The 23,282-nt window shown below is 68.0% G+C and carries 24 protein-coding genes, 1 other RNA gene and 2 riboswitches; of the genes, 14 read left to right on the top strand and 11 right to left on the bottom strand.

Annotated features, from left to right (window positions below; all coding sequences use genetic code 11):
* The 4 genes from G020_RS0113115 to G020_RS0113100 all read right to left on the bottom strand — a co-directional run.
* Window positions 1–887 (bottom strand): Rpn family recombination-promoting nuclease/putative transposase (locus G020_RS0113115; RefSeq protein ID WP_024329929.1); only part of this gene is annotated, 887 nt, incomplete at its 3' end.
* Window positions 888–910: 23 nt separating this feature from the next.
* Entirely contained in the window at window positions 911–1,345 is a 435-nt protein-coding gene (locus G020_RS0113110) for a DUF1841 family protein (RefSeq protein WP_024329928.1), read from the bottom strand.
* A 4-nt stretch (window positions 1,346–1,349) separates the two neighbouring features.
* Entirely contained in the window at window positions 1,350–1,985 is a 636-nt protein-coding gene (gene nth / locus G020_RS0113105; protein ID WP_024329927.1) for an endonuclease III, read from the bottom strand.
* 92 nt (window positions 1,986–2,077) lie between these two features.
* Window positions 2,078–2,515 (bottom strand): hypothetical protein, encoded by a 438-nt coding sequence (locus tag G020_RS0113100; RefSeq protein ID WP_018946289.1) that lies wholly within the window; start codon window positions 2,513–2,515, stop codon window positions 2,078–2,080.
* A 121-nt stretch (window positions 2,516–2,636) separates the two neighbouring features.
* On the opposite strand from G020_RS0113100, the gene G020_RS0113090 reads away from it, so the two are divergent.
* From G020_RS0113090 to G020_RS0113080, 3 genes are all read left to right on the top strand, one after another.
* Window positions 2,637–3,578 (top strand): ZIP family metal transporter, encoded by a 942-nt coding sequence (locus G020_RS0113090; protein ID WP_024329926.1) that lies wholly within the window; start codon window positions 2,637–2,639, stop codon window positions 3,576–3,578.
* A 600-nt stretch (window positions 3,579–4,178) separates the two neighbouring features.
* A complete protein-coding gene (locus tag G020_RS0113085; protein ID WP_024329925.1) occupies window positions 4,179–5,264 on the top strand; it encodes a porin in 1,086 nt (361 codons plus the stop codon).
* Window positions 5,265–5,481: 217 nt separating this feature from the next.
* Window positions 5,482–5,754, top strand: a complete 273-nt coding sequence (locus tag G020_RS0113080) for a cupin domain-containing protein (RefSeq protein WP_024329924.1) — start codon at window positions 5,482–5,484, stop codon at window positions 5,752–5,754.
* Between the two features lie 462 nt (window positions 5,755–6,216).
* Here the strand turns inward: G020_RS0113080 and G020_RS0113075 are convergent, their stop codons facing one another.
* The 6 genes from G020_RS0113075 to zapB form a co-directional block, all read right to left on the bottom strand.
* A complete protein-coding gene (locus G020_RS0113075; protein WP_024329923.1) occupies window positions 6,217–6,894 on the bottom strand; it encodes a glutathione S-transferase N-terminal domain-containing protein in 678 nt (225 codons plus the stop codon).
* The gene (locus tag G020_RS0113070) at window positions 6,894–7,388 is read right to left on the bottom strand and encodes an EVE domain-containing protein (protein WP_024329922.1); all 495 of its coding nucleotides are present in this window, start codon (window positions 7,386–7,388) and stop codon (window positions 6,894–6,896) included. The genes G020_RS0113075 and G020_RS0113070 overlap by 1 nt, the downstream gene beginning before the upstream one ends.
* A gap of 18 nt (window positions 7,389–7,406) precedes the next feature.
* Window positions 7,407–8,075 (bottom strand): 5-formyltetrahydrofolate cyclo-ligase, encoded by a 669-nt coding sequence (locus G020_RS0113065; RefSeq protein WP_024329921.1) that lies wholly within the window; start codon window positions 8,073–8,075, stop codon window positions 7,407–7,409.
* 41 nt (window positions 8,076–8,116) lie between these two features.
* A non-coding RNA gene (ssrS, locus tag G020_RS15100) (6S RNA) lies at window positions 8,117–8,302 on the bottom strand.
* Window positions 8,303–8,378: 76 nt separating this feature from the next.
* Window positions 8,379–8,741 (bottom strand): cell division protein ZapA, encoded by a 363-nt coding sequence (locus G020_RS0113060; protein WP_024329920.1) that lies wholly within the window; start codon window positions 8,739–8,741, stop codon window positions 8,379–8,381.
* Window positions 8,738–8,974, bottom strand: coding sequence for a cell division protein ZapB (gene zapB, locus G020_RS0113055; protein WP_018871274.1), 237 nt, complete (start codon window positions 8,972–8,974; stop codon window positions 8,738–8,740). The genes G020_RS0113060 and zapB overlap by 4 nt, the downstream gene beginning before the upstream one ends.
* Window positions 8,975–9,113: 139 nt before the next feature.
* Between zapB and G020_RS0113050 the strand changes: the two genes are divergently transcribed.
* The 11 genes from G020_RS0113050 to G020_RS0113000 all read left to right on the top strand — a co-directional run bounded on the left by G020_RS0113050 (window position 9,114) and on the right by G020_RS0113000 (window position 22,408).
* On the top strand, window positions 9,114–9,401 hold the full coding sequence (locus G020_RS0113050; RefSeq protein ID WP_019021130.1) for a hypothetical protein: 288 nt from the start codon (window positions 9,114–9,116) through the stop codon (window positions 9,399–9,401).
* Window positions 9,401–9,952 (top strand): UPF0149 family protein, encoded by a 552-nt coding sequence (locus G020_RS0113045; RefSeq protein WP_024329919.1) that lies wholly within the window; start codon window positions 9,401–9,403, stop codon window positions 9,950–9,952. The genes G020_RS0113050 and G020_RS0113045 overlap by 1 nt, the downstream gene beginning before the upstream one ends.
* Window positions 9,949–11,289 (top strand): aminopeptidase P N-terminal domain-containing protein, encoded by a 1,341-nt coding sequence (locus tag G020_RS0113040; RefSeq protein WP_024329918.1) that lies wholly within the window; start codon window positions 9,949–9,951, stop codon window positions 11,287–11,289. The genes G020_RS0113045 and G020_RS0113040 overlap by 4 nt, the downstream gene beginning before the upstream one ends.
* Window positions 11,290–11,310: 21 nt before the next feature.
* Complete coding sequence (locus tag G020_RS0113035) at window positions 11,311–12,594, top strand: FAD-dependent monooxygenase (RefSeq protein WP_024329917.1); 1,284 nt, start codon at window positions 11,311–11,313, stop codon at window positions 12,592–12,594.
* On the top strand, window positions 12,591–13,787 hold the full coding sequence (locus G020_RS0113030) for an FAD-dependent oxidoreductase (protein WP_024329916.1): 1,197 nt from the start codon (window positions 12,591–12,593) through the stop codon (window positions 13,785–13,787). Before G020_RS0113035 ends, G020_RS0113030 begins: the two co-directional genes overlap by 4 nt.
* Window positions 13,788–13,894: 107 nt before the next feature.
* A riboswitch (glycine riboswitch) is annotated at window positions 13,895–14,004 on the top strand.
* A gap of 8 nt (window positions 14,005–14,012) precedes the next feature.
* Window positions 14,013–14,109: riboswitch (glycine riboswitch) on the top strand.
* Window positions 14,110–14,201: 92 nt separating this feature from the next.
* On the top strand, window positions 14,202–15,305 hold the full coding sequence (gene gcvT, locus G020_RS0113025; protein ID WP_024329915.1) for a glycine cleavage system aminomethyltransferase GcvT: 1,104 nt from the start codon (window positions 14,202–14,204) through the stop codon (window positions 15,303–15,305).
* 65 nt (window positions 15,306–15,370) lie between these two features.
* Window positions 15,371–15,763: a glycine cleavage system protein GcvH gene (gene gcvH, locus G020_RS0113020; protein WP_024329914.1), complete on the top strand. Its 393-nt coding sequence runs from the start codon at window positions 15,371–15,373 to the stop codon at window positions 15,761–15,763.
* A gap of 85 nt (window positions 15,764–15,848) precedes the next feature.
* A complete protein-coding gene (gene gcvPA / locus G020_RS0113015; RefSeq protein ID WP_024329913.1) occupies window positions 15,849–17,207 on the top strand; it encodes an aminomethyl-transferring glycine dehydrogenase subunit GcvPA in 1,359 nt (452 codons plus the stop codon).
* Between the two features lie 53 nt (window positions 17,208–17,260).
* Window positions 17,261–17,788: a thiol peroxidase gene (gene tpx, locus G020_RS0113010; protein ID WP_018871265.1), complete on the top strand. Its 528-nt coding sequence runs from the start codon at window positions 17,261–17,263 to the stop codon at window positions 17,786–17,788.
* A gap of 83 nt (window positions 17,789–17,871) precedes the next feature.
* Complete coding sequence (gene gcvPB / locus G020_RS0113005) at window positions 17,872–19,383, top strand: aminomethyl-transferring glycine dehydrogenase subunit GcvPB (RefSeq protein ID WP_024329912.1); 1,512 nt, start codon at window positions 17,872–17,874, stop codon at window positions 19,381–19,383.
* A 136-nt stretch (window positions 19,384–19,519) separates the two neighbouring features.
* On the top strand, window positions 19,520–22,408 hold the full coding sequence (locus G020_RS0113000; protein ID WP_024329911.1) for a PAS domain-containing protein: 2,889 nt from the start codon (window positions 19,520–19,522) through the stop codon (window positions 22,406–22,408).
* 71 nt (window positions 22,409–22,479) lie between these two features.
* Here the strand turns inward: G020_RS0113000 and G020_RS0112995 are convergent.
* Window positions 22,480–23,282, bottom strand: an 803-nt coding sequence (locus G020_RS0112995; RefSeq protein ID WP_029681328.1) for a zinc ABC transporter substrate-binding protein, incomplete at its 5' end; no start/stop codon positions are given.

The following is a 23,282-nucleotide window of genomic DNA, read 5'->3' as shown; positions in this document are numbered from 1 at the left end:
AGGCCCTGCTCCAGGCCCTGCTCCAGGCCCTGCTCCAGGCCCTGCTCCAGGCCCTGCTCCAGGCCCTGCTCCAGGCCCTGCTCCAGGCCCTGCTCAAGACCCTTCTGCAGCCCTTTTTGCAGCCCCTGCTGCTCGTAGCGGCGCTGCCATTCCTTTACGCGTTCGGCCAGCATGGTTTCCATCTCCCGCAGGTCATTGTTCGGTGGTGCCAGCGTTTCGCCGAAGCGGCCGGGGATGACCACTCGACCCAGCCAGACGCTGAAGGCCCGTCGCAGGGATCGTTGCTCCGGGTGTTCCAGCCATTGCACCAGACGCCCGACGACCGCCTGCAGATCCTCGGGCTCGCGGCTGTGCTCCAGCCGGAAGACGGCCGCGGCCAGGTTGCGTGCCGGCAGATCGGCGTCCGCGAAGGCCCCCTCGTCGAGCAGAAGATACCGGAAATCCGGACGGTAGGCCTCCAGTCCTCCGGGGATCGGTGCGATCAGCTCACGCACTTCGCTCGGGGCGCTCCAGCGTCGTTCTCCATTATAGAGCACCAGTGGCAGTACCGGCGGCAGCCGACCATCGGGCGTCAGTTCGCCGGTGCGCACCAGATCCTGGTAGAGCAGGCCGAGATAGGTCAGCAGGCGTACCGCCATGAAGCGGTCCACCGATGACTGGAATTCCAGAAGCAGGTAGACGTAACACCAGCCATCGCCCCATCGCAGGCGCCAGACGATGTCGTCCTCGCGCTCGCGCAGATCGTCGGAGACGTAGTGGCCGTTGACCCGCTCCAGCGAATCCAGGTCGACCTGTTCGATCCAGGGTTCGTTGACGAACCCGCGCAGCAGGTCGGCCACCAGTTGGGGGTGGCTGAACAGGTGCTTGTAGCCGTGATCGTGTTCCATGGTCCCTCCCTGGACCCGTGAATTCATGTCCCGATGATGCCCTCCAGACGCTTCAGGCATTCGAGGTACTGCGCCTCGTCCGGTGGCTGGCCGCTGCGCTGGCTTTCCCACAGGGCCTGACCCAGACACTCCATCATCCGGTGTTCGGCGTCCAGTTCGCCGTAGCGGGCACACAGGCGGCGGTGCAGGTCGCGGATGCCGGCCGGCCGGTCGGTGGCGGCCTGTTCGCGCAGGCCCATGTGCATGGACATGTGCAAAAACGGATTGGTGGTCCCCGATTCCGGCGGGAACTCGGCCGTCAGGGCCTTCTCGCGGTCGTTCAGCAGGGCATGGTATTCGGGGTGGTCGCGGATGATGCCGACCAGCACCTGTTCCATGTCGCTCAGGGATTCCTCGTTGCGGGCCTTCTGCCAGGCATCCAGGAACTGGGTTCGCATGCGGTCGCGGTCGCCGTACATCGCATCAGGCCTCGGTCTTGTCCTTGTATTCGCACAGATCGCGGATCACACATTGCCCGCAATCCGGCCGGCGTGCGCGGCACACGTACCTTCCGTGCAGGATCAGCCAGTGGTGGGCGTCGCGCAGGAACTCCTTCGGGGTGAACTTCAGGAGCTTCTTCTCGACCTCCAGCACGGTCCTGCCGGGGGCCAGTCCGGTGCGGTTGGCCACGCGATAGATGTGCGTGTCCACCGCGATGGTGGGTTCGCCGAAGGCCGTGTTCAGCACCACGTTGGCGGTCTTGCGGCCGACGCCGGGCAGCGCCTCCAGCGCCTTGCGATCGCGCGGCACCTCGCCGCCGTGGAGTTCCACCAGCATGCGGCAGGCCTTCATGATGTTCTCGGCCTTGGCGTTGTACAGGCCGATGGTGCGGATGCATTCCTTCAGGCCGTCCAGTCCCAGGTCGAGGATGGCCTGCGGGGTGTTCGCCACCGGAAACAGCCGCCGGGTCGCCTTGTTCACGCCCACGTCGGTCGCCTGCGCGGACAGGATCACCGCCACCAGTAGCTCGAACGGGCTGTTGTATTCCAGCTCGGTGGTGGGCTCGGGATTCGCCGCCCGCAGGCGTTGGAAGATCTCGCGGCGCTTGGCGGCATTCATGGGGCGCGGATTCCGACGGTTTCAGGGGTTGCAAACGAAACCGGCCCCGCGAACGGGGCCGGACGATGCGCGGGATTGCGGCGCGATCGTGCTCAGACGTGGCGGTACACGCCCACTTCCGGCGCCGGCTCGCGCGGCTTTTCCTCGGCTTCCTTCTCGAGGTCGGCCAGCATCTTGGAGTGCTTCTCCTCGAGATCGTGCATCGCCTTCTCGTCCATCTTGGGGAAGATGACGTCACGGATAAAAGAGCCCAGCTCGGCCAGGCACTCCGCCCAGTACTTGTCGTTCAGGTGGAACGAGTGCTCGGCGTGGGTACCCATCGGGTAGCTGTTGAACCGGGTGATCATCGTGACGGACAGGTCGCTGTCCTTCTCGACGAAATCCTTGGCGAAGTCGTACCACCACTTGTAGTACTTCTCCTGCAGCTCCTCACCAAAGCCGTGATTCTCGAAGAATGCGGCGATGGTGCCGCGCGGGGCCTGGCCGTAGCGCGTACCGCGCTTGCCGGCGAACGGGAAATGTCCAGCCATGCCTGCTCTCCTGGGACGATTGGAATTTTTGTAGCGGGGGCAGTGTACCCGCTGGGCGCCGGGAATCAAGGCCGGGGCCGCGTTACACTGCGCCCGAACACGCCCGCATGGAGCACGCACCATGGCCGAACCCGATCCGGTCCGTCCACAGGACAGCGAGACGGAGCCCGAGCCCGACGAATATACCCCGCTGCCGCGCAGCTTCCTGATCGGATCGCTGATCGCGCTGGCCCTGTTCATCTGGGGCGTGAGCCTGCTGTGGCCGCACATGGAAGACTGGCTGGGCGAGCTTTCGATCCTGCAGATCGGGCTGCTGGCCAGCTTCGTGGCCGGGCTGTTCACCGCGGTCGGGGCCATCCCCATCTTCTTCCTGCGACGCCTCAAGCAGTCGGTGGAGGACGCGATGATGGGCTTCGGCGCCGGGGTCATGCTCTCGGCGACCGCCTTCGAGCTGGCGCTGCCGGCGGTGGAGCAGGCCGAAGCCCAGCACGGCAGCGTGGCCATGGCCATCGTGGTCCTGGCCGGCGGCATCGCCCTGGGCGGCGGTTTCCTGCTGCTGCTGCACAAGGCCGTGCCACATGAACACTTCGTGATCGGCCCGCAGAGCGGCGCCGACCCGGCCAGGATCCGCCGGGTGTGGCTGTTCATCTTCGCCATCGCCCTGCACAATCTGCCCGAGGGCCTCGCGGTGGGCGTGGGATTCGGCGGCGATGATGTCAGCGACGGCATTGCGCTGGCCGTGGCGATCGGCCTGCAGAACATGCCCGAGGGGCTGGTGGTCGCCATCGCCCTGCTGTCGCTGGGCTACAGCCGTGCCATCGCCTTCGGCGTGACCCTGCTCACCGGCCTGGTGCAGCCCATCGGCGGGCTGATCGGCGCCGGTGCCATCACCCTGATGGAGTTCCTGCTGCCCTGGGGCCTGGCCTTCGCCGCCGGTGCCATGCTGTTCGTCATCAGCCACGAGATCATCCCCGAGTCCCACCGCAAGGGCCACGAGGCCCAGGCCACCACCGGGGTGCTGGTCGGGTTCGTCACCCTGCTGGCCATCGACCTCGCGCTATAGGATCGTTCGTATGAATTCGCACAGCACAGCTCATAACCCGTTCGGTAGGAGGCCAGCCCTCTGGCCGATCCGGCGCTGGGGTGGCCCGGACGTGAAATCGGCCGGAGGGCCGGCCTCCCACCGGGCAGGGTCTGGCCGCAGGAGGTCAGCCCTCTGGCCGATGGGGCCGATGGGGCCGATGGGACCAACCCGGCCGATGTGTTGTGTTAAGGCCACACCCGCCCGGGCGAGGGCGGTGTCGGGTCCCTCTGTTGCAGGTTTGCAACGGCCGCGCACCGGTTTCTGCGCACCGGAAACCCGTGTTTCCGGGGCCGCGGCGCTCGAACCGAAGGCCGTGACGCGGTTTCGTGCAATCGCGTATTCGGAATTTCTGAAAAGCCCGTTTTTCAATGGTTTGAAATCGCATCGGCGCTCTCGGCAAGTCTGGCGCGGGAGATCGCGTGAAGACCGAAGCGTATAAGCGTGATCGAATACGGGTTTTTTTCCGCCACAAGGGTTGAAATACGACACCGTGGCGTATATAAAACACAGGACATCGCGGGGCCGACGGGCTCCGGGGTGCAACAGACAGCAAGAACTCACCTCCTGGGAGAAAGCATCATGCAGAAGAAGATTCTCGCAATGGCCGTCGCCGGCGCCTTCGCCGCCGCTCCGGCCCTCGCCTCCGCCGACGATTCCGTGACCCTGTTCGGTCAGCTGAAGTACGAAGTGGGTGCCGTCGACGGTGCCGGCACCGCTACGCGTTCCGGTAACCGTGACCTGGTCCACTCCAATGCCGGCAGCCGGTTTGGCGTGCGTGGTTCGGAAGACCTGGGTGGCGGTCTGACCGGTATCTTCCGTCTTCAGGGCAACTTCGGTGGTCCCGGTGGGACCTTTGGTGGCCCGCTGACCACCAACGAAGAGACCTGGGTCGGTGTTGACGGCAACTTTGGCCAGGTGCGCCTGGGCCGTTCCGACACCGCGATGAAGAACGCGATGAAGCCGTTCCGCGCCTTCACCGACACGCTGGCGGACAACGCCACTCGTCCGGGTACGTTTGTTGGTGCCAATAACGGAATCAACAGCTGGTCGCGTGCGGATGGCATCCATTACCAGAGCCCGGACTTCCAGGGCTTCACCTTCGGGGCCACGATTTCGCCGGTGGGTGAAAAGACGGATAGCTACTACTCCATCAACGCCATCTACGAGATGGGCCCGATGAACTTCTCGGGTGCGTATGAAACGCAGACCAGCACCAGCGACGGCTACGGGATCCTGGATACCGGCATTCCGACCTTCTTCGGTGCGGGCACTGCTGCAGACATCGACTCCTGGCATGCCGGTTTCAGCTTCGACTTCGGTCAGGGTGATGTCGGCGTGAAGTACCACCAGTGGGACTATGACGGCAACATCGAAGAGAAACTGGAGCAGGTCGTGGTACCGGCGAACTTCCGCGTGACCGACCAGATCAACCTGCGTGCTGCGGTGCAGTACAACACGCTGGATAACCGTCGTGCCGGTCTGGGCAGTGGCGAGTCCTCCTGGACCAACGTGGCGTTTGGTGCGCAGTACCACTTCAGCAACCGCACCGAAGCCTTCGTGAACGTCTGGAACGACGGCATCGAAGGCGTGACTGCCAACAACACGAACGATGACGTGTCCGACGACGGCACCCACATCGGTGTGGGCCTGCGTCACAGCTTCTAAGCGCGATCGCGCATGAAGTGATAACAACGGGTGTAAGCCCGTTTTGCGGGGCCCTCCGGGGCCCCGTTTTTTATGGGGGTCGCGCATTCGCTGTGCGGCCCTTTTTCGTGGGTGCATGCGGTTGGGTGGCGCGTCCGGCGGGGCTACGATGGCCGCCGTCGAGGGGCGACATTCATCCCGACCGATCAGAACGATCGAAACGATCCGAGGAGGCAACATGAAGATCGAAGTGGAACATCGGCCGGAGCGCGACCGGCTGGACGCACTGGGCGTGTTCGACTGGCCGGTGTGGGAGAAGGAGGCGTCCAGCTTCCCGTGGTACTACGACGAGACGGAGACCTGCTACATCCTCGAGGGGAAGGTGACGGTGACGCCGGAGGATGGCGAGCCGGTCACGGTCGGCGAGGGTGATCTGGTGACCTTCCCGGCAGGCATGGGCTGCACCTGGGAGATCCACCGGGACATCCGCAAGCACTACCGTTTCGGGTAGCCGGCCCGCAGGAGGCCAGCCCCCTGGCCGATCCGGCACGCTTTCGGGGTGTGAAAATTCGGGGTGTGAAAAAGAGAAAAGACCGCACAACATCCCTGTTGAGCGGCCCCTTCGGGTGGAACATCCCTGTTCCTGATTGGGGATATTATCCGCGCCTCAGGGCTGAAACAATATCGATTGTGTGTTTTTGTGATTAAAACCACAAAAAAGGGATTGGAATCAGTCTAAATCTTCGGCAGAAGCAAAGAAGATGGGCTTAAAAAGTCTAAATAAACAGGTATTTATGGGTTGTTGTGTCGGGCCTTGGGTGGGAGTCTTGCGAGTGCGGGGTGGGCGTGGAGCCGGGGGTGCAGGAAGCCGGTTGTTCGCGTGCGAGCACGCTCCCACAAGGAGTGGGCCGGCAAGGGGCGGGCTTCACCGGTGCTGTGGGAGCGGCCCTGGCCGCGAAGAGGGCGGGGTGGTTCAGCGGGCGAGCCACCGGGCGTCGAGCCGGGTGGCGAAGGTCTCCTCGACGCGGCGCAGGTAGTACATCATGTCCACCGGCAGGTTGATGCCGTCGTGCATCTGCAGGGGGTAGAGGTCGGCGGCGATCACGCAGTCGGCGATGGAGGGGTGGCCGAGGTAGAAACCATTGGCGGCCAGGTGGCGGGCGAGCTCGGGCAGGCGGCTCAGCCGGGCCAGTTGCTGGTAGCCGTCGTAGCGGTCGTTCGCGAGTTCTTCCAGGGTCATGCCGAAGCGGTGTTCCACGTTCGCCTTGAAGTCGGCGAGGGCGTCGGCGTCCTCGCCGATGCCGTGGTAGCCGGGGGCCAGGGGGGCGTACAGGCGCTCGAGCACGACGTCCACGCGGGCACGCCAGTCGAGCAGGGCCTGCCAGGCGTCTTCGGCGATGATCCCCGCGGACAGCGGTTCGCCGCTCGGGAACAGCTCGTCGATCGCGCGCAGGGCCGCCGTGGTGTCGGTATGCAGGCCGCCGTCGTCGGTGGCGAGCACCGGGGACTGGCGCGCGATGCCCAGCTCGAAGAAGGTCTCGTCGTCGAACCAGTCGACCGCGCGGGTCTCGAGCGCCGCGCCCTTGTACCCGCAGGCCAGGCGGATGCGGTCGGCCTTCGGGTCGTGGGCGAAGTGGTAGAGGGTCGCCATCAGGCGGAGCCCCGGTTTTTTCCGGCCTGAGCCTGCCCGCGCCTGGCGTGGGCGAGGATGAAGTCCCACTGGTCCTCGGTCAGCGGCATCACCGACAGGCGGTTGCCGCGGCGCACCAGCGGGCAGTCGGCCAGCTCCGGCTGCTGCTTGAGCCAGTCGAGGGTCAGGATGTCGTCGAATTTCTCCTCGAAGGCGACGTCCACCCGCAGCCAGCGCGGGTTGTCGGGATCGCTCTTCGGGTCGTAATGCTTGTCCTCGGGATCGAACGCGCAGTAGTCCGGGTAGGCCTCGTTCTCGATGCGCATGATGCCGACGATGCCCGGCGGTTTGGCGTTGGAGTGGTAGAAGAAGGCGAGATCGCCCTTCTTCATCTCGTCGCGCATCATGTTGCGCACCTGGTAGTTGCGGATCCCGTCCCAGGGCTCCACGCCCACGCGTTCGAGATCGTCGATGCCGAACTCGTCGGGTTCGGATTTCATCAGCCAGTAGCCCATGTCGTCACGTTCCTTGAATCAGTCGTTGTCAGGTGTCTGCAGGGTAGCAGTGGCCTGTCCGTGCCGGGGGAATACATGCCAGCCGGTCTCGGTGACCACGGCATCCAGCGGCACGTCCCAGGGCTGCACCGGCAGGGCCTCGACCTGCTGCAGGCCGTGGGCCACGCCGATCAGGCGCGGGCGGTGGATGCCGAAGCGCCGCCGTGCGAAGTAGCGGTCGTAGTAACCGGCGCCCATGCCCATGCGGTTGCCGTGGCGGTCGAAGGCGACCAGCGGCATCAGCACCACCTGCATCTCGCGGCGCCAGACCCGCGGCGCACCGGGGCAGGGCTCGGCGATGCCGAAGCCGTTGTGGCACAGGCGGTCTTCGGGATGCCATTCGTGGAAATGCATGCGGCCGTCGCGGCGGGTGTCCATCACCGGCAGGGCGATGCGCGTGCCGCGCCGGGCCAGGGCGCAGGTCAGCGCGGTCAGGTCGACCTCGCCGCGCAGGCCGCGGTAGGCGCCGATGCAGCGCGGTTGCCAGCGTTCCAGCCATTTCAGCAGGTGACCGCTGATCGCGCGGTTGTGCTCGGCCAGACGGGCATCGGACAGCGCGGCACGCCGACGGCGCAGTTCGCGCCGGAGCCGGCGGGCGTCCTCGCGGGCGAGGGCGTCGATATCGGGGGCGTGCGCGGTGGTGGACATGGCCGTGGGGGTCATGGGGATCGGCAGGAAAAAAGAGAGGACGCGCCCCGCGGGCGCCGTCGTGGCCTTCGACCTTGAACCAGCGGTTCAGGTGGGAGAAGTCTCCGAATCTTTAGGCTTTCCGCTCGGGGGCGGACCTGCACAGCGAAACGGAAGAACTCGGTCCCTGGGTGTTGCATTAAGGCTCAAGGGTACCACCCGGCCACGTTCGAACGCCGCAGCGACGCGTCCGGGTTCATTATGGACCAGATGCCCGGGGCGTGCTCAACCCGGCTCCGCGGAAGGGGAATCCGGTGGCGGGAATCAGGGCTCCGAGCGGGTGGTGCCGGTCTCGGTCGGGCCGCCGGTGCCGGCGTCCGTGCCACGGTCCAGGTTCTGTTCGATGCGTTCGGCCAGCGCGTGCAGGCGTTCGGGGGCGTCGGCCCCGCCCTTTTTCATCCGTTCCAGCTCTTCCTGGCACTCGAGCTTTTCGTGGGCGAGGTTGAGCGCGACCATCACCGCGATGCGCTCGGCCCCGACCACGCGCCCGCCGTCGCGCAGTTCGCGCATGCGCTCGTCGATCAGGGACGCGGAGGCGAACAGGTCGGCGCGCTCCTCGGGCGGGCAGGCGACGTGGTACTCCTTGCCCATGATGGTGATGCGGACCGGTTCGGAAGACTGGCTCATTCGGACTGCTCCATCGCCCGCAGGCGGGCGATCATGGTCTCGACCCGGTGGCGGGCCTGCTCGTTGCGTTCGCGGTAGGTCGCACGTTCGGTACGCAGCTGGCGCACCTGTTCGTGCAGCGCCCGGTTTTCCTCGCGCAGTTCGGCGTTGTCGTCCAGCAGGCGCAGGATCGCGGCCTCGAGACGGTCGAGGGCATCGGGCGCGTGGCTGCCGGAAGAAGCGCTGTCGGACATGGCGGGGCGGGCCTCGGGCTTGAAAAACGGGAGCGAAGTCCCTGAATAACGGAGTCTAGGAGGGGGTTGGCGGAACCGTCAACCGAAACACCGGCGGGTTGTGTTGCGACCCGCGCAGGGGGTGGCCAGAATATGACCCATGACACAGCCTCCCGAACCCGCACCCGACGCCACGATCATCGAAGGCACGGCCCACAACGGCAAGCCGTGCCGGGTGGTGGACAACACCGGCACGATCCCGCGCGGCGAGCTGGAACAGCTGCTGGAGGACCTGATCCGTGACAAGCGCTTCGGCCTGACGGCGCTGTCCGCGACCGGTTCCAGCGAGATCCGCCTGGGTGAGCCGCAGTTCACCCATCTGCAGCTGGGCGATGATCTTTACCGCTTTCTGCTGTTTCCCTACGAAGCCCGTCTGGAGGCCTTCTGATGGCGCAGTCCCGGGAAGAACGTCTGGCCCACGGCCTGCGCACCATGGGGTTCGCGCAGACGCCGGCCTCGGCCCATGGCCTGATCACCGGCTGCCTGGTGGCGGACCCCGAGGCCGGCAATGACCTCCTGATCAAGTCGCTGGGCGAGGCGCTGCCGCTGACCGAGAATCCCGCCGAGGCATTCGACCGGCTGGTGGACGAGCTGCGCCGGCATCTGCTGGCGCAGCTGTACGACATCGAGCTCGGTTTTGCCCCGCTGGTGCCGGAGGATGCGGAGATCGAGACCCGCGCCCAGGCGCTGTCGGAATGGGCCGACGGTTTCATCAGCGGGCTGGGGCAGACGCCGCGGCTGGGCGGGCTCAAGCCGTCGGCCGAGTCGGCGGAGATCCTGCGGGATCTGGCCGAGATCGCGCGCATGGACCCCGAGCCGGAAGACAGCGAGGCCTCGGAAAAGGACTTCGAAGAGCTGCTGGAATACGTGCGCGTGGGCGTGCTGCTGATCGCCGACGAGCTGGCCCCCGAGAATCCGACCCGGATCCCGATGCAATGAGCCGCGCGCCGCAGATCCCCGCCGGTGAGCTGGCCCGTCGCCGCCAGCGCCTGATGCGCGCGGCCGGGCGCGATGCCCTGATCGTGATCCCGGGCGCGGTGGAGACCACCCGCAACCGCGACGTCGAATACCCGTTCCGGCAGAACTCCGATTTCCTCTATCTGACCGATTTCGAGGAACCGGACGCCATCGCGGTGCTGGCCCCGGGGCGCGAGGCCGGCGAATACATCCTGTTCTGCCGCGATCGGGACCCGAAGATGGAGACCTGGACCGGACGCCGCGCCGGGCCCGACGGGGCGATGGAACACTTCGGGGCCGACTGCGCGTTCCCGGTGGACGACATCGACGAGATCCTGCCCGGACTGCTGGAGAACCGCCGCGAGCTGTGCGCGCCGTTCGGCCGCGACGAGGGCTTCGACCGGCGGCTGTTCGGCTGGCTGCAGCAGGTGCGCCGGCGCGCGGCGCGCAGCGGGGTGCGGGTGCCGCACGAGTTCGCCGCGCTGGAACACCACCTGCACGAGCAGCGCCTGTTCAAGAAGGCCCCGGAACTGAAGATGATGCGCCACGCCGCGGCGATCTCCACCGGGGCGCACCGGCGCGCGATGCAGGCCTGCCGCCCGGGCATGACCGAATACCAGGTGGCCGCCGAGATCACTCACGAGTTCCATCGCCATGGTACCGAGGCGGCGTATCCGTCCATCGTCGGCGGCGGCGAGAACGGCTGCATCCTGCACTACATCGAGAACCGCGACGTGCTGCGCGACGGCGACCTGCTGCTGATCGACGCCGGTTGCGAGCACCGCGGCTATGCCTCGGACATCACCCGCACCTTCCCGGTGAACGGGCGCTTCGGCGGGCGCCAGCGCGAGGTCTACGAGATCGTGCTGGCGGCCCAGCTGGCGGCCATCGACGCGGTGCATCCCGGCGGGCACTGGAACGACCCGCATGACGTCGCAGTACGCGAGCTGACCCGCGGGCTGAAGGACCTGGGCGTGCTGGCAGGCGAGCTGGATGCCCTGGTCGAGGACGAGGCCTACCGCCCGTACTACATGCACCGCACCGGGCACTGGCTGGGGCTGGACGTGCACGATGTCGGCGACTATCGCGTGGGCGGGGTCTGGCGACAGCTGGAGCCGGGCATGGTGATGACCGTCGAGCCCGGCCTGTATTTCGGCCCGTACTGCGAGACCCCGGAGGACCTGCGCGGGATCGGCGTGCGCATCGAGGACGACGTGGCCGTGACCCGCGACGGGCACGAGGTGCTGACCGAGGCCTGCCCGAAGACCGTGGAGGCCATCGAGGCCTGCATGGCCGACGGCGCGGCCGGACGTCGCTGAAACCGGGGCAGAGGGAGGCGCATGGAGGCCACCGTGAATCGCGGAACGCAAACTCAAACGCAAACCGAGACCGACATCGCCGTGGTCGGCGGCGGGCCGGTGGGCGGGCTGATGGCCTGCACCCTGGCACGCGCCGGCTACACGGTGAGGCTGTTCGAACGCGGCCCGGCGCCGGATCCGGAGCATCCGCGCGAGGACACCCGTGGCTATGCCCTGGCGGCCGGCTCGGTGACCCTGCTGGACGACCTCGGCTACTGGGCGGAGCTGGCGACCACGGCCGCGCCCATCCGGCGCATCGTCGTCAGCCGCCGCGGCGGGCTGGGCCGGGTGCGCATGGATGCCGCGCAGATGGGCCGCGAGGCCCTGGGGCAGGTGGTGCCGGCCGCGGCGCTGGATCCCCTGCTGGCGCGGGCCCGGGATGCGGCCGGGGTGAGCAGTCATCACGCCACCACGCTGGCGGGCGCGGAGGCGGCCGAGGACGGCGCGCGCCGCCTGCACCTGGAGGGTCCCGACGGGGCGTGGTCCTGCCGCGCGCGGCTGCTGATCGCCGCCGACGGCGTGGGCTCGCCCACCCGCGAGGCGCTGGGCATCCCGGTGCAGCGCCATCGCTACGATGCCGATGCCCTGGTGTTCGACGTGCATCCGTCGCGGGCCCACGACGGTGAGGCCTTCGAACGCTTTACCGACGAGGGGCCGCTGGCGCTGCTGCCGCAGGCCGACGGGCGCATGAACGTGGTCTGGGTGGCCCCGCCGGAGGTCTGCGACGCCCGCCTGGAACTGGACGAGCCGGCCCGCATGGCGGCGCTGCAGGAACGTATCGGCTGGGCGCTGGGGCGGCTGCACCCGGCGGGGGACGTGCTGCGCTTCCCGCTGCAGCGGATGCATGCGCCGCAACCGTTCGCCGAACGCGCGCTGCTGCTGGGCAACGCCGCCCACTCGGTGCATCCGGTGGCCGGCCAGGGGCTGAACCTGGCGCTGCGCGACGTGGCCGATCTGCTGGGCGTACTGCGCGAGGGCGCGCAGCCCGACGGGCGCCCCGCGTTCGTGGCCGATCCCGGCGGGCGGCACGTGCTGGAGGCCTGGGCGCGCCGGCGCGAGGGCGACATCCGCCGCATCGTCGGGGTGACCGATTTCCTCGCCCGCGGGATGCGCCATGTTGACGGACTGCTGGGTCACGCGCTGGGCCTGGGCATGATGACGGTCGACCGGGTGCCGCCGCTGCGCGATGCCTTCGCGCGCGGGGCGATGGGGCTGCGGCCGGTGCCGCGGCATACCCTGTCGCGGCTGCCGGAGGCGCGGGCATGACGTGCGCTGGCGAGCCGCTGGACGTGCTGGTGGTCGGCGGTGGCGCCACCGGCCTGGCCACCGCCCTGGGCTGTGCCCGCGCGGGCATGCGGGTGGCAGTGCTGGAGCGCGGACCGGCGCCGGCGTTCGATCCGGCGACCGCGCCGGTGACCCGGGTGGTCACGCTCAACGCCGCGGCCATGGGCCTGCTGGATCGTCTGGGGGTCCAGGAGGCCCTGGCGGCCAACCGCGCCCATGCGTTCTCCGGCATGCAGGTGTGGGACGCGCACGGCCCCGCGCATATCCGCTTCGACGCGGATGATCTGGGCGTGCCCGAACTCGGCTGGACGGTGGAGAACGCAGCGCTGGAGGCGGTGCTGTGGCAGGCCCTGCGCGAGCGTGGCGTGGCGCTGTGGCCGGAGACCGCGTGGCGCAGCGTGGACCTGCGGCCCGATCGGGTGGATGTCTACGCCGAGGGGCATGCGCCGCTGGCCTCGGCGCGCCTGGTGGTGGCGGCCGACGGGGCGCGTTCGGCCCTGCGCGAACGTGCGGGGATCGCGGTGGACGAGCGCCCGTATCACGCGTGCGGCGTGGTGGCCACGGTGGAGACCGCGCAGGGGCATGGCGACACCGCCTGGCAGCGTTTCGACGACGAGCGCATCCTGGCCTTCCTGCCGCTGGGCGACGGGCGCTGCTCCATCGTCTGGTCGCTGCCGGAGCCCGAGGCCGACGACGTGATGGCGATGGATGATTCGACCTTCATCCGCGAGCTGTCGAACGCGATCGACGGCGGTCCCGGCCCGGTGACCGGCACCTCGCCGCGCGCCAGTTTCCCGCTGGTGGCGCGCCATGCGCGCGACTACTTCGCCGGGCGGGTGGTGCTGGCCGGGGATGCGGCGCACACCATCCACCCGCTGGCAGGGCAGGGACTCAATCTCGGTCTGGCCGACGTGGATGCCCTGCTGCGCCAGCTGGCCGGCCCCAACCGGCGTGACCCCGGCGATCCGCGCGGGCTGCGCGCCTACACCCGCGCGCGGCGCCCGGAGAACGCGATGATGCAGCGCGCGATGGACGGCTTCCGCCTGCTGTTCGGCACCCGCCGTGCCGGTCTGCCGGAGCTGCGCGGCGCCGGGGTGCGGCTGGTGGACGGGCTGGTCCCGGTCAAGCGCCAGCTCGCGCTGCGGGCGTTCGGGCTGGACGGCATCCGCCGCTGATCTGATCCATGGACCCGATCCCATGTACCCGGCATGAACCGGGGCATTGGGTTCCGGCGCCGGATCGCCTATAATTGATTCCACGCCAGCGGGGCACGAAAGCTCCGCACATCGTCCTGGAAGAGTTCTGCCGCGCCGCGCCTCGGGTGCGCGCCGCAGACGCCGAAGGCGCAACATCCGCCCGGAATCGCTCAGGCTTCAGGACCGGGATGATGAAACGGCGAACTCTGGAGAGCGGCCGGCAGACGGCCCACCGAAGGGGGCGATCGCCCGGGTCCACAAGGACCGCGGGGCGCGCAAACTCTCAGGTTTCAGGACAGAGGGGCGGCCGGCAGTGATCCTGCCGGCCGCCCTTTTTTTATGCGCGGATGACCGCGACGCCATCGACGCCGGAACAACTGCAGGACGAAAAGCATGACGCTGAAGAAAACCCCGCTCCATGCCGCCCACGAACGCGCCGGCGCCAAGCTGGTCGATTTCGCCGGCTGGGAGATGCCGCTGCATTACGGCTCGCAGATGGAAGAGCACAAGAAGGTGCGCGCCGGCGCCGGCATGTTCGACGTGTCGCACATGCGCGTGGTCGACATCCACGGGCCGCAGGCGCAGGCTTTCCTGCGCTATCTGCTGGCCAACGACGTGGCCAAGCTCAAGACCGAGGGCCGCGCGCTGTACAGCTGCATGCTCAACGAGCGCGGCGGCGTGATCGACGACCTGATCATCTACTGGCTGGGCGGGGATGCCTACCGCGCGGTGGTCAACGCGGGCACCGCCGACAGCGACATCGCCCACATGCAGGCGGTGGCGCAGGACTTCGATGTCAGCGTCGAGCCGCGCCCGGAATTCGCCCTGATCGCGGTGCAGGGTCCGCAGGCCGTGGACAAGACGCTGCCGCTGCTGCCGGAAGACCTGCGCGGCGCGGGCGAGCTCAAGCCGTTCTCCGCCGTGTGGAACGACGAGTGGTTCGTTGCGCGGACCGGCTACACCGGCGAGGACGGCTTCGAGGTGATGCTGCCGGCCGCGGAGGCCGAGGGTTTCTGGCAGGCGTTGCTGGATGCCGGGGTCGACCCCATCGGTCTGGGTGCGCGTGACACCCTGCGTCTGGAGGCCGGGATGAATCTCTACGGTACCGACATGGACACCGAGACCAGCCCGCTGACCGCCAACCTCGGCTGGACCGTGGCGCTGAAGGACGGCGAGCGTGATTTCATCGGCCGCGCGGCCGTCGAGCGCGAGAAGGCCGCGGGTGTGCAGCAGCGCCTGGTGGGCGTGGTGCTGGAGGGCCGCGGCGTGCTGCGCGGCGGCACCCGGATCGTGACCGACGCCGGCGACGGCGAGGTGACCTCGGGCAGCTTCGCGCCCAGCCTCGGCATGTCCGTGGGCTTCGCGCGGGTGCCGGCCGCCGCGGCCGATGCCGAACGCCTGGAGGCGGAGATCCGCGGGAAGCACCTGCCCGTGCGGGTCGTGCGCCCGGGCTTCGTGCGCAACGGCGAACCGCTGATCGAACTGCCCTCCGGCTGATGCGAGCCATACAATTTTAGTGCGCTACACTGCGTACCGGGTTTCAACGCTATAAGGAAGACGCCATGAGCGAAGCACCGAAGGATCTGAAGTACACCAGGAGCCACGAATGGGTTCGTACCGAGGACGATGGCACGGTGACCATCGGCATCACCGATCACGCGCAGGAGCTGCTGGGTGATCTGGTGTTCGTCGAGGCCCCCGAGGCCGGCAGCAGCCTGGAAGCCGGAACGGCCTGTGCCACGGTCGAGTCGGTCAAGGCCGCCTCCGACATCTATGCCCCGATCGGGGGCGAGGTGACCGAGACCAACGCGGAGCTGGAAGACAGCCCCGAGAAGGTCAACGAGTCGCCGTTCGAGGATGGCTGGCTGTTCCGGATGAAGCCGGCGGATGCCGGCGAGCTGGACGGCCTGATGGACGCGGACGCCTACGCCGCGCACGTCGAAGCCGAATCCTGAAGCCACTGGTGGCGGCCGAACCCCGGTGTCCGGCGGACACCGGGGCGCCGTCGAAGAACTTCGCGTCAGCGAAAGCGAGAAAGTCATGCCGTTTATCCCGCATACCGAAGAAGACATCCGTTCGATGCTCGAGCGCATCGGCGCCGATTCCGTGGAGGATCTGTTCGACGAGATCCCGGCCGGGCTGCGCGCGCCGCCGCTGGAGGGCATCCCCGAGGGTCTCAACGAAATGGGGATCTCCCGCCTGATGCAGGAGCGGGCCGCCCGCGACGGCATGCCCTCGAATTTCATTGGCGCCGGGGCGTACGAGCACCACATCCCGGCGGCCGTATGGCAGATCGCCACCCGCGGCGAGTACTACAGCGCCTACACGCCCTACCAGGCCGAGGCGTCGCAGGGCACGCTGCAGCTGATCTACGAGTACCAGACCATGATGGCCCGTCTGACCGGCATGGAGGCCTCCAACGCCTCGCTGTATGACGGTGCCTCCGCGCTGGCCGAGGCCGTGCTGATGGCGGTGCGCGTGAACCGCCGCTCGAAGAGCAAGCGGGTGCTGGTCCCGGGTGCGCTGAATCCGGTGTACCGCCGGGTGATCGACACCCTGATCGGCAATCAGGGCATCGAGCTGGTCGAGGTCCCGTTCGACGAGACCACCGGGCAGACCCCGGTGGAGGCGCTGGCCGCGCACGCCGACGACGACATCACCGCGATGATCATCAGCCAGCCGAACTTCTTCGGCATCCTCGAGGACGTGGATGGCCTGACCGGCTGGGCCGAGGAGCGCGAGATCCCGGTCATCGGCGTGGTCAATCCGGTCTCGCTGGCGCTGCTGAAGCCGCCGGGCGAGTGGGGCGGCAACGGCGTCGACATCGTGGTCGGCGAAGGCCAGCCGCTGGGCGCGCCGCTGTCCTCCGGAGGGCCGTATTTCGGCTTCATGACCACGCGCAAGAAGCACATCCGGCAGATGCCGGGGCGCATCGTCGGGCGCGCCGAGGATGCTGACGGCAAGCCGGGCTTCGTGCTGACGTTGCAGGCCCGCGAGCAGCACATCCGCCGCTCCAAGGCCACCTCCAACATCTGCACCAACCAGGGGCTGGTGGTGACGGCCGCGACCATCCACATGTCCATGCTGGGTGACGAGGGCCTGACCCGCGTGGCCGAGGCCTGCTACGCCAACACCCATGCCCTGGTGGAAAAGCTCGCCGCCAAGGGCATCAAGCCGCGCTTCACCGGCGAATATTTCCATGAGGTGGCGCTGGACTTCGGTGGCAATGCCGCCGGGCAGCTGCAGGCGATGGCCGACGCCGGCGTGCTCGCCGGGCACGACCTCGGCCGGGACTATCCGGCGCTGGACGGCTGCGTGCTGGCCTGCGTGACCGAGACCAAGAACGAGAACGATCTGGAGCAGTACGTGACTGCCTGTGAGAAGGCCCGCGCGGCCTGAGCGGGGAGTCACTCCACGCGACGTGCCATACCCCAACCGCCGAGGAGGCTGACATGGCCGAGACCAAGCTAGAGGGCAACACGATCCACACCAACGGCGACCTGCCCCACGTGGGTTCGCCGGCTCCGGACTTCAACCTGACGGGCAAGGACCTCAACGATGTCTCGCTCGCCGATTTCGGCGACAAGCGCAAGATGATCTACATCGTGCCCAGTCTCGACACGCCGGTGTGTGCCGAGTCGACCAAGAAGATCAACCAGTTCGTCGAACAGCGCCCCGACGTGCATGCACTCATCGTCTCCGCCGATCTGCCCTTCGCGATGGACCGTTTCTGCTCCGTGGAGGGGCTGGAGCGCGTCACGGTGCTGTCGATGATGCGCGATCGCAATTTCGCCAGGGACTACGGCGTGCTGATCCAGGACGGACCGCTGGCCGGGATCACCGCCCGCGCGATGCTGGTGCTGGATGCCGACAATCTGGTGATGCATGCCCAGCTGGTCCCCGAGATCGGCGACGAACCCGACTACGACGCGGTCTTCGCCGCGCTGGACGACCGGGCGACGCTGAGCCCGACCCAGTAACGCGACAGGCCTCCGGCGCGCCCCGCGCGGTGCCGATCCGCCGGGGCGCGCCGTCTACCCGAATACCGAAGCGAGAAACCGCCATGAACACCACGGAAACCAAACTGATCTTCGAACATTCCCACGCCGGTCGCTCCGCCGTGGCCCAGGCGCCGCAGGAACACGCGGCCACGGCCATCCCCGCGCACCTGCGGCGGAAGTCGGCGCCCGGCCTGCCGGCCGCCTCGGAGCTGGACGTGGTGCGTCACTACACGCGGCTGTCGCAGAAGAATTTCTCCATCGACACCGAGTTCTATCCGCTGGGCTCGTGCACGATGAAATACAACCCGCGCGCCTGTAACAGCCTGGCGATGCTGCCCGGGTTCCTGAACCGCCATCCGCTGGCCCCGGCCAGCCACAGCCAGGGCTTCCTGCAGACCATGTACGAGCTGCAGGAGATGCTGCGCGAGGTCACCGGCATGCAGGACGTGTCGCTGGCACCGATGGCGGGCGCGCAGGGCGAGTTCACCGGCGTGGCCATGATCCGCGCCTACCACGATGCCCGCGGCGACACCGAGCGCCGCGAGATCATCGTCCCCGACGCCGCGCACGGCACCAACCCGGCCACCGCGATCATGTGCGGCTACGAGGTGCGCGAGATCTCCACCGACGAAACCGGGGACGTGAACCTCGAGGCCCTGCGCGAGGCCGTGGGTCCGCAGACCGCCGGGATCATGCTCACCAATCCGTCCACCGTGGGCGTGTTCGAACGCCGCATCGAGGAGATCGCGAAGATCGTGCACGAGGCCGGCGGCCTGCTGTACTACGACGGCGCCAATCTCAACGCCATCCTCGGCAAGGTGCGTCCGGGTGACATGGGCTTCGATGTGATCCACATGAACCTGCACAAGACCTTCTCCACGCCGCACGGCGGTGGCGGTCCGGGTTCCGGCGCGGTGGGCGTGGGCGAGCGGCTGCTGCCGTACATGCCGGTGCCGCATGTGGAAGAAGACGGGCAGGGCGGCTACCGCCTGGCCGAGGAGGCCGACCGGCCCGAGACCATCGGCCGGCTGTCCGCGTTCATGGGCAACCCCGGCGTGCTGCTGCGCGCCTACGTGTACATGCGCATGCTGGGTCGCGAAGGCATGGTGCGGGTGTCGGAGTTCGCCACCCTCAATGCCAACTACCTCGCGCGCGAGCTGAAGGCCGCCGGCTTTGATCTGGCCTACCCGGAGCGCCGCGCGACCCACGAGTTCATCGTCACGCTGAAGAAGCAGGCGAAGGAAACCGGGCTGACCGCCGGCGACGTGGCCAAACGGCTGCTGGATCACGGCTTCCACGCCCCCACCACCTACTTCCCGCTGCTGGTGCCGGAATGCCTGCTGGTGGAGCCGACCGAGACCGAGTCGAAGGAGACCCTGGACGCCTTCGTCGAGGCCATGGCCTGCATCCTCGCCGAGTCGGCCGACGACATCGAAACCATCAAGTCGTCGCCGCACAACCTGCCGAACCGCCGTTTCAACGAAGTGGCCGCGGCCAAGGCGCTGGATGTGGCGTATCAGGAGCCGGCCGGCGACGCCGCCGGTGCGCAACCGCGCAGCGGCACCCACGGCTGACGCGCCCGGGTTCTGCGGTCGACGTCACGAGAACGCCCCCGACTCCGGGGGCGTTTCTGTTTGCGCGCGTGTCGTTGCCCCAGTGCCATGCTAGGGTAAAAGACCGAGCTGAGTGCACTGGAAGGTACCCGTTGCCGTGACATCCGAAGCCGAAACCGTGCTCCCGGGGCTGGACGTATTTGCGCGGGCGGCCGTTGGCCTGGTAGTGCTGGATGCGGCGGGTCGTATCGACCGTACCAATCCTCGGTTTGCGGCCTGGTTGGGGCGTCCGGCCGGGGACCTGGTCGGATGCCCGCTGGGGGATCTCGTCCGGCCTGCGGAGCGGGAACGACTGGAAGAGGCTCTGCGGCAGGTCCGGCACGATCCCGTGGCCGAACCGGAGTTGCGGCTGCTCCTGGCCGTGGAGGTTGGTGATCCGCTGGCGGTGCGGGTCACCCTGACCCGGGCCGGAGATGACGGAGCGCTGGTCACCGTGCAGCGGATGGGCGAATGGTACGCGCAGGCGGACGATCCCGGTGATGGCGAGCATCATCCGACCGGTGTCCTTCAGGGGCGGCTGTTGCAGAGTCTGGAGGAGGGGGTGTTCGGGGTCGATCGCGATGCCCGCTATACCTTCCTCAATCCCGCAGCCTGTCGACTGCTGGGGTTTGCCTCGGAGGCGCAGGCGCTGGGACTGGATTCGCACGCGACCTCGCATCATTCGCATCCCGACGGCTCCCCGTATCCCCGCGAGGAGTGCCCGATCCACCGGGTATTGCTTAGCGGAGAACCGGTGGAGGCCTGGGAGGACACCTTCTGGCGCGCCTACGGGAGCCCGTTTCCGGTGCGGGTGTACGCGGCGCCGCTGTGGGGCGTGCACGGTGCAATCGAAGGCGTCGTCGTCTCGTTCCAGGACGAAACCGTGCGCCAGGAGCGCGAGGGCCGTCTGGCCAAGGCCGCGCGCAACCTGCCCGGCGCGATCTTCCAGTACCGCCAGTATCCCGATGGCCGGGCCGTCTTTCCGTACGCCAGCGACGGGGCGCAGCAGGTTTTCGGCGTGAGCTCGGAGCAGGTGATGCGTGATCCGGCCATCGCATTTTCCCGCGTGCACGCCGACGATCTGCCGCAGGTACAGGCCAGCATCGAGGCTTCGGTGCGCGAGATGCAGGCGTGGCATGTCCGCTTTCGCGTACGCCACCCGGCGAATGGCTGGATCTGGGTCGAGGGGCGCTCTACCCCCGAGGCCCTGACGGATGGCAGCGTGCTGTGGCACGGGGTGATGATCGACATCAGCGAGAGGATGGCGGCGGAACAGGCCCTGCGCGAGCGCGAGCGGGAGCTGTCCGAGGCGCAGGCCATGGCGCATCTTGGCAGCTGGGTGTGGGAGCTGGCGGAAGACCGGATGTACTGGTCGGACGAGGTGTACCGGATCCTTGGCCAGACCCGTGACGCGCAGGGCGCGAGCCTGCAACGCTTCCTGGACGCGGTGCACCCGGACGACCGCGAGCGGGTGGATGCGGCGGTGCGCGCGGGCCTGGCAGGCAAACCCTATGACCTTCACTTCCGTGTGCGGCGTCCGGATGGTGACGAGCGACAGGTGCACCTGCGGGCTGCTGTGGAGCTGGACGAGCACGCTCGTCCGTTGCGCCTGGTGGGGACCGGACAGGATCTGACCGAATGGTTCGAGCTGGAAGAGAACCAGCGCCGGTTGATCGACATCCTCGAAGGTACGCCGGACGTGGTCGCGATGCATGACCCCGACGGGGCGATGCTGTTCATGAATGCCGCGGGGCGGCATCTGTTCGGACTGCCCGAGGCCCCTGCGGAGCCGTGGCGCTCCGGGACCGGCTGGGACACGCACGGTCTGCCCGGCGAGGGACGGAGCGTGGAGAACACGGTCCATCGCTTCCAGCCGCCCTGGGCGGCGCGCCAGAGCCTCGAGGAGGCGATGCCGGTGGCATTGCGGGATGGCGTGTGGCAGGGCGAGACTGCGGTGGTGGACCGCGACGGGCGCGAGGTGCCGGTCTCGCAGGTCGTTATCGTGCGTCGCGGCGAGCGCGGCGAAGTACGCCAGATTTCGACCATCATTCGGGACATTTCTGGGCGCAAGGCGATCGAGGACGCCCTGCGCGAGAGCGAGACCCGCTTCCGCCAGCTGGCCTCCAGCGTCGAGGAGGTGTTCTGGCTGCGCGAGGACGAGCGCCTGCTGTACGTGAACCCGGCCTTCGAGGGTCTCTGGGGCGTCAGCCAGGAACGGCTGTACGCCGAACCGGCGGCGCTGCTGGACCCGGTGCATGTCGATGATCGGGCTCGGGTCGCGGACGTGATCCGCACGGAAACGGGGCGACGCACCGGCGGGGAAGAGACCTTCCGACTGGTGCACCCGAACAGTGGTGTTCGCTGGGTCCGTCTGCGCTGCTATCCGGTGGCGGATGCCGAGGGGAACGTGACGCGCAGTGCGGCCACCGCGGTGGACGTGACCGAACTCAAGTACACCCAGCAGCAGCTGGAGCATGTGAACGCGGAACTCGAACGCCAGGCGTTCTTCGACCGGCTGACGGGGGCCGCCAACCGCCGCTATTTCGAGAGTCTTCTGGATCGCGAGGCGGAGCGTGCGGACCGTTACGGGACGCCGTTTGCACTGGTGATGTTCGACCTCGACCATTTCAAGCGGGTCAATGATACCTGGGGCCACGATACCGGAGACCTCGTGCTCCAGGAGGTGGTGCGCATCGCGGAGGAGCGCCTGCGCGAGGCGGATGTTCTGGGGCGCTGGGGTGGCGAGGAGTTCATGATCCTGCTGCCCGGGGATTCGGTGGCGCAGGCCGGAGTGGTGGCCGAGGCGGTGCGGGCGCGGATTGCGGAACACGGGTTTCCGCAGGTTGGACAGATCACCATCTCCCTGGGGGTGGCCGGCCACCGCCCGGGCGAACCCCGCAAGGCACTTCTGCGTCGGGTGGACGAGGCCCTGTACCGCGCCAAGCGTCAAGGGCGCGACCGGGTGGTGATGGCCGACAACGGCCGCGCGGGGCAAGGCCCCGCGTAGCGAGCCTGCTGGCAGGCCCCCCTCGGTGCGCAAGCAGGCCCGTTACAAGCGAGGGGCCTTGCGGCGTGCGGTTATTCGCGCTTCATGCAGTCGAGGAAGCCGTCGGTCAGGTCTTCCATCAGTTCGAACCAGGCGTCCGGGCCGGGCCGGATGTCGACGCCGACCGGGTCCAGTTGCCCCAGACGCGTCGCGTGACCTTCCACAATGGTCTCGGCCAGCGCCGGGCGGAACTGCGGCTCGGTGAACAGGCAGGTGACATCATCCGCGGACAGGCGATCACGCAGTTCGCTGATGCGCCGTGCCCCGGGACTGCGGGACGGGTCGACGGTGATGGAGCCGGCCGCGTTCAGGCCGTAATGCGCCTCGAAATACTGGTACGCATCGTGGAACACCACGAAGGCCTCGCCGCGCACCGGTTCCAGGCGCTCTTTCAGTTCGGCATCGAACTCGTCGATGCGTTCCAGCATGCGGTCACGGTTGTCTTCCAGGGCGCCGGCCTTGTCGGGGAAATTCTCCCCGAGTCGGTCCGCAAGCTGCGTCACGATCGCCCGGGCGTTGTCGGGCGACAGCCAGATGTGGGCGTCCTGGTGGCCATGTGCGTGCTCCTGGTCATGTCCGTGGTCGTGGTCATGTCCGTGGTCGTGGTCATGTCCGTGGTCGTGGTCATGTCCGTGGTCGTGGTCATGTCCGCGGTCGTGGTCATGCCCGTGGTCGTGGTCATGCCCGTGGTCGTGATCATGGCCGTGCTCATGGTCATGGCCGTGGTCATGCTCTCCGCCATGTCCTTCTTCGCGGGCCTCTTCATGCGCCGCATCATGATCGTGACCGTGGTCGTGCGGTTCCCAGACCCCGCCCGAGCGCGTGGGCAGCAGAT

Origin of the sequence: Thioalkalivibrio sp. ALR17-21 (genome assembly GCF_000420185.1) — a bacterium.
In the GTDB taxonomy this organism is placed as follows: domain Bacteria; phylum Pseudomonadota; class Gammaproteobacteria; order Ectothiorhodospirales; family Ectothiorhodospiraceae; genus Thioalkalivibrio; species Thioalkalivibrio halophilus.
Note: the sequence above shows the minus strand (reverse complement) of the source record. Positions and strands in the feature narration are given on the sequence as shown.

Coding starts and splice junctions, on each gene's coding strand:
- G020_RS0113110 (WP_024329928.1), bottom strand. CDS start 1,345: ATGTACGGCGACCGCGACCGCATGCGAACCCAGTTCCTGGATGCCTGG.
- nth (WP_024329927.1), bottom strand. CDS start 1,985: ATGAATGCCGCCAAGCGCCGCGAGATCTTCCAACGCCTGCGGGCGGCG.
- G020_RS0113100 (WP_018946289.1), bottom strand. CDS start 2,515: ATGGCTGGACATTTCCCGTTCGCCGGCAAGCGCGGTACGCGCTACGGC.
- G020_RS0113090 (WP_024329926.1), top strand. CDS start 2,637: ATGGCCGAACCCGATCCGGTCCGTCCACAGGACAGCGAGACGGAGCCC.
- G020_RS0113085 (WP_024329925.1), top strand. CDS start 4,179: ATGCAGAAGAAGATTCTCGCAATGGCCGTCGCCGGCGCCTTCGCCGCC.
- G020_RS0113080 (WP_024329924.1), top strand. CDS start 5,482: ATGAAGATCGAAGTGGAACATCGGCCGGAGCGCGACCGGCTGGACGCA.
- G020_RS0113075 (WP_024329923.1), bottom strand. CDS start 6,894: ATGGCGACCCTCTACCACTTCGCCCACGACCCGAAGGCCGACCGCATC.
- G020_RS0113070 (WP_024329922.1), bottom strand. CDS start 7,388: ATGGGCTACTGGCTGATGAAATCCGAACCCGACGAGTTCGGCATCGAC.
- G020_RS0113065 (WP_024329921.1), bottom strand. CDS start 8,075: ATGTCCACCACCGCGCACGCCCCCGATATCGACGCCCTCGCCCGCGAG.
- G020_RS0113060 (WP_024329920.1), bottom strand. CDS start 8,741: ATGAGCCAGTCTTCCGAACCGGTCCGCATCACCATCATGGGCAAGGAG.
- zapB (WP_018871274.1), bottom strand. CDS start 8,974: ATGTCCGACAGCGCTTCTTCCGGCAGCCACGCGCCCGATGCCCTCGAC.
- G020_RS0113050 (WP_019021130.1), top strand. CDS start 9,114: ATGACACAGCCTCCCGAACCCGCACCCGACGCCACGATCATCGAAGGC.
- G020_RS0113045 (WP_024329919.1), top strand. CDS start 9,401: ATGGCGCAGTCCCGGGAAGAACGTCTGGCCCACGGCCTGCGCACCATG.
- G020_RS0113040 (WP_024329918.1), top strand. CDS start 9,949: ATGAGCCGCGCGCCGCAGATCCCCGCCGGTGAGCTGGCCCGTCGCCGC.
- G020_RS0113035 (WP_024329917.1), top strand. CDS start 11,311: ATGGAGGCCACCGTGAATCGCGGAACGCAAACTCAAACGCAAACCGAG.
- G020_RS0113030 (WP_024329916.1), top strand. CDS start 12,591: ATGACGTGCGCTGGCGAGCCGCTGGACGTGCTGGTGGTCGGCGGTGGC.
- gcvT (WP_024329915.1), top strand. CDS start 14,202: ATGACGCTGAAGAAAACCCCGCTCCATGCCGCCCACGAACGCGCCGGC.
- gcvH (WP_024329914.1), top strand. CDS start 15,371: ATGAGCGAAGCACCGAAGGATCTGAAGTACACCAGGAGCCACGAATGG.
- gcvPA (WP_024329913.1), top strand. CDS start 15,849: ATGCCGTTTATCCCGCATACCGAAGAAGACATCCGTTCGATGCTCGAG.
- tpx (WP_018871265.1), top strand. CDS start 17,261: ATGGCCGAGACCAAGCTAGAGGGCAACACGATCCACACCAACGGCGAC.
- gcvPB (WP_024329912.1), top strand. CDS start 17,872: ATGAACACCACGGAAACCAAACTGATCTTCGAACATTCCCACGCCGGT.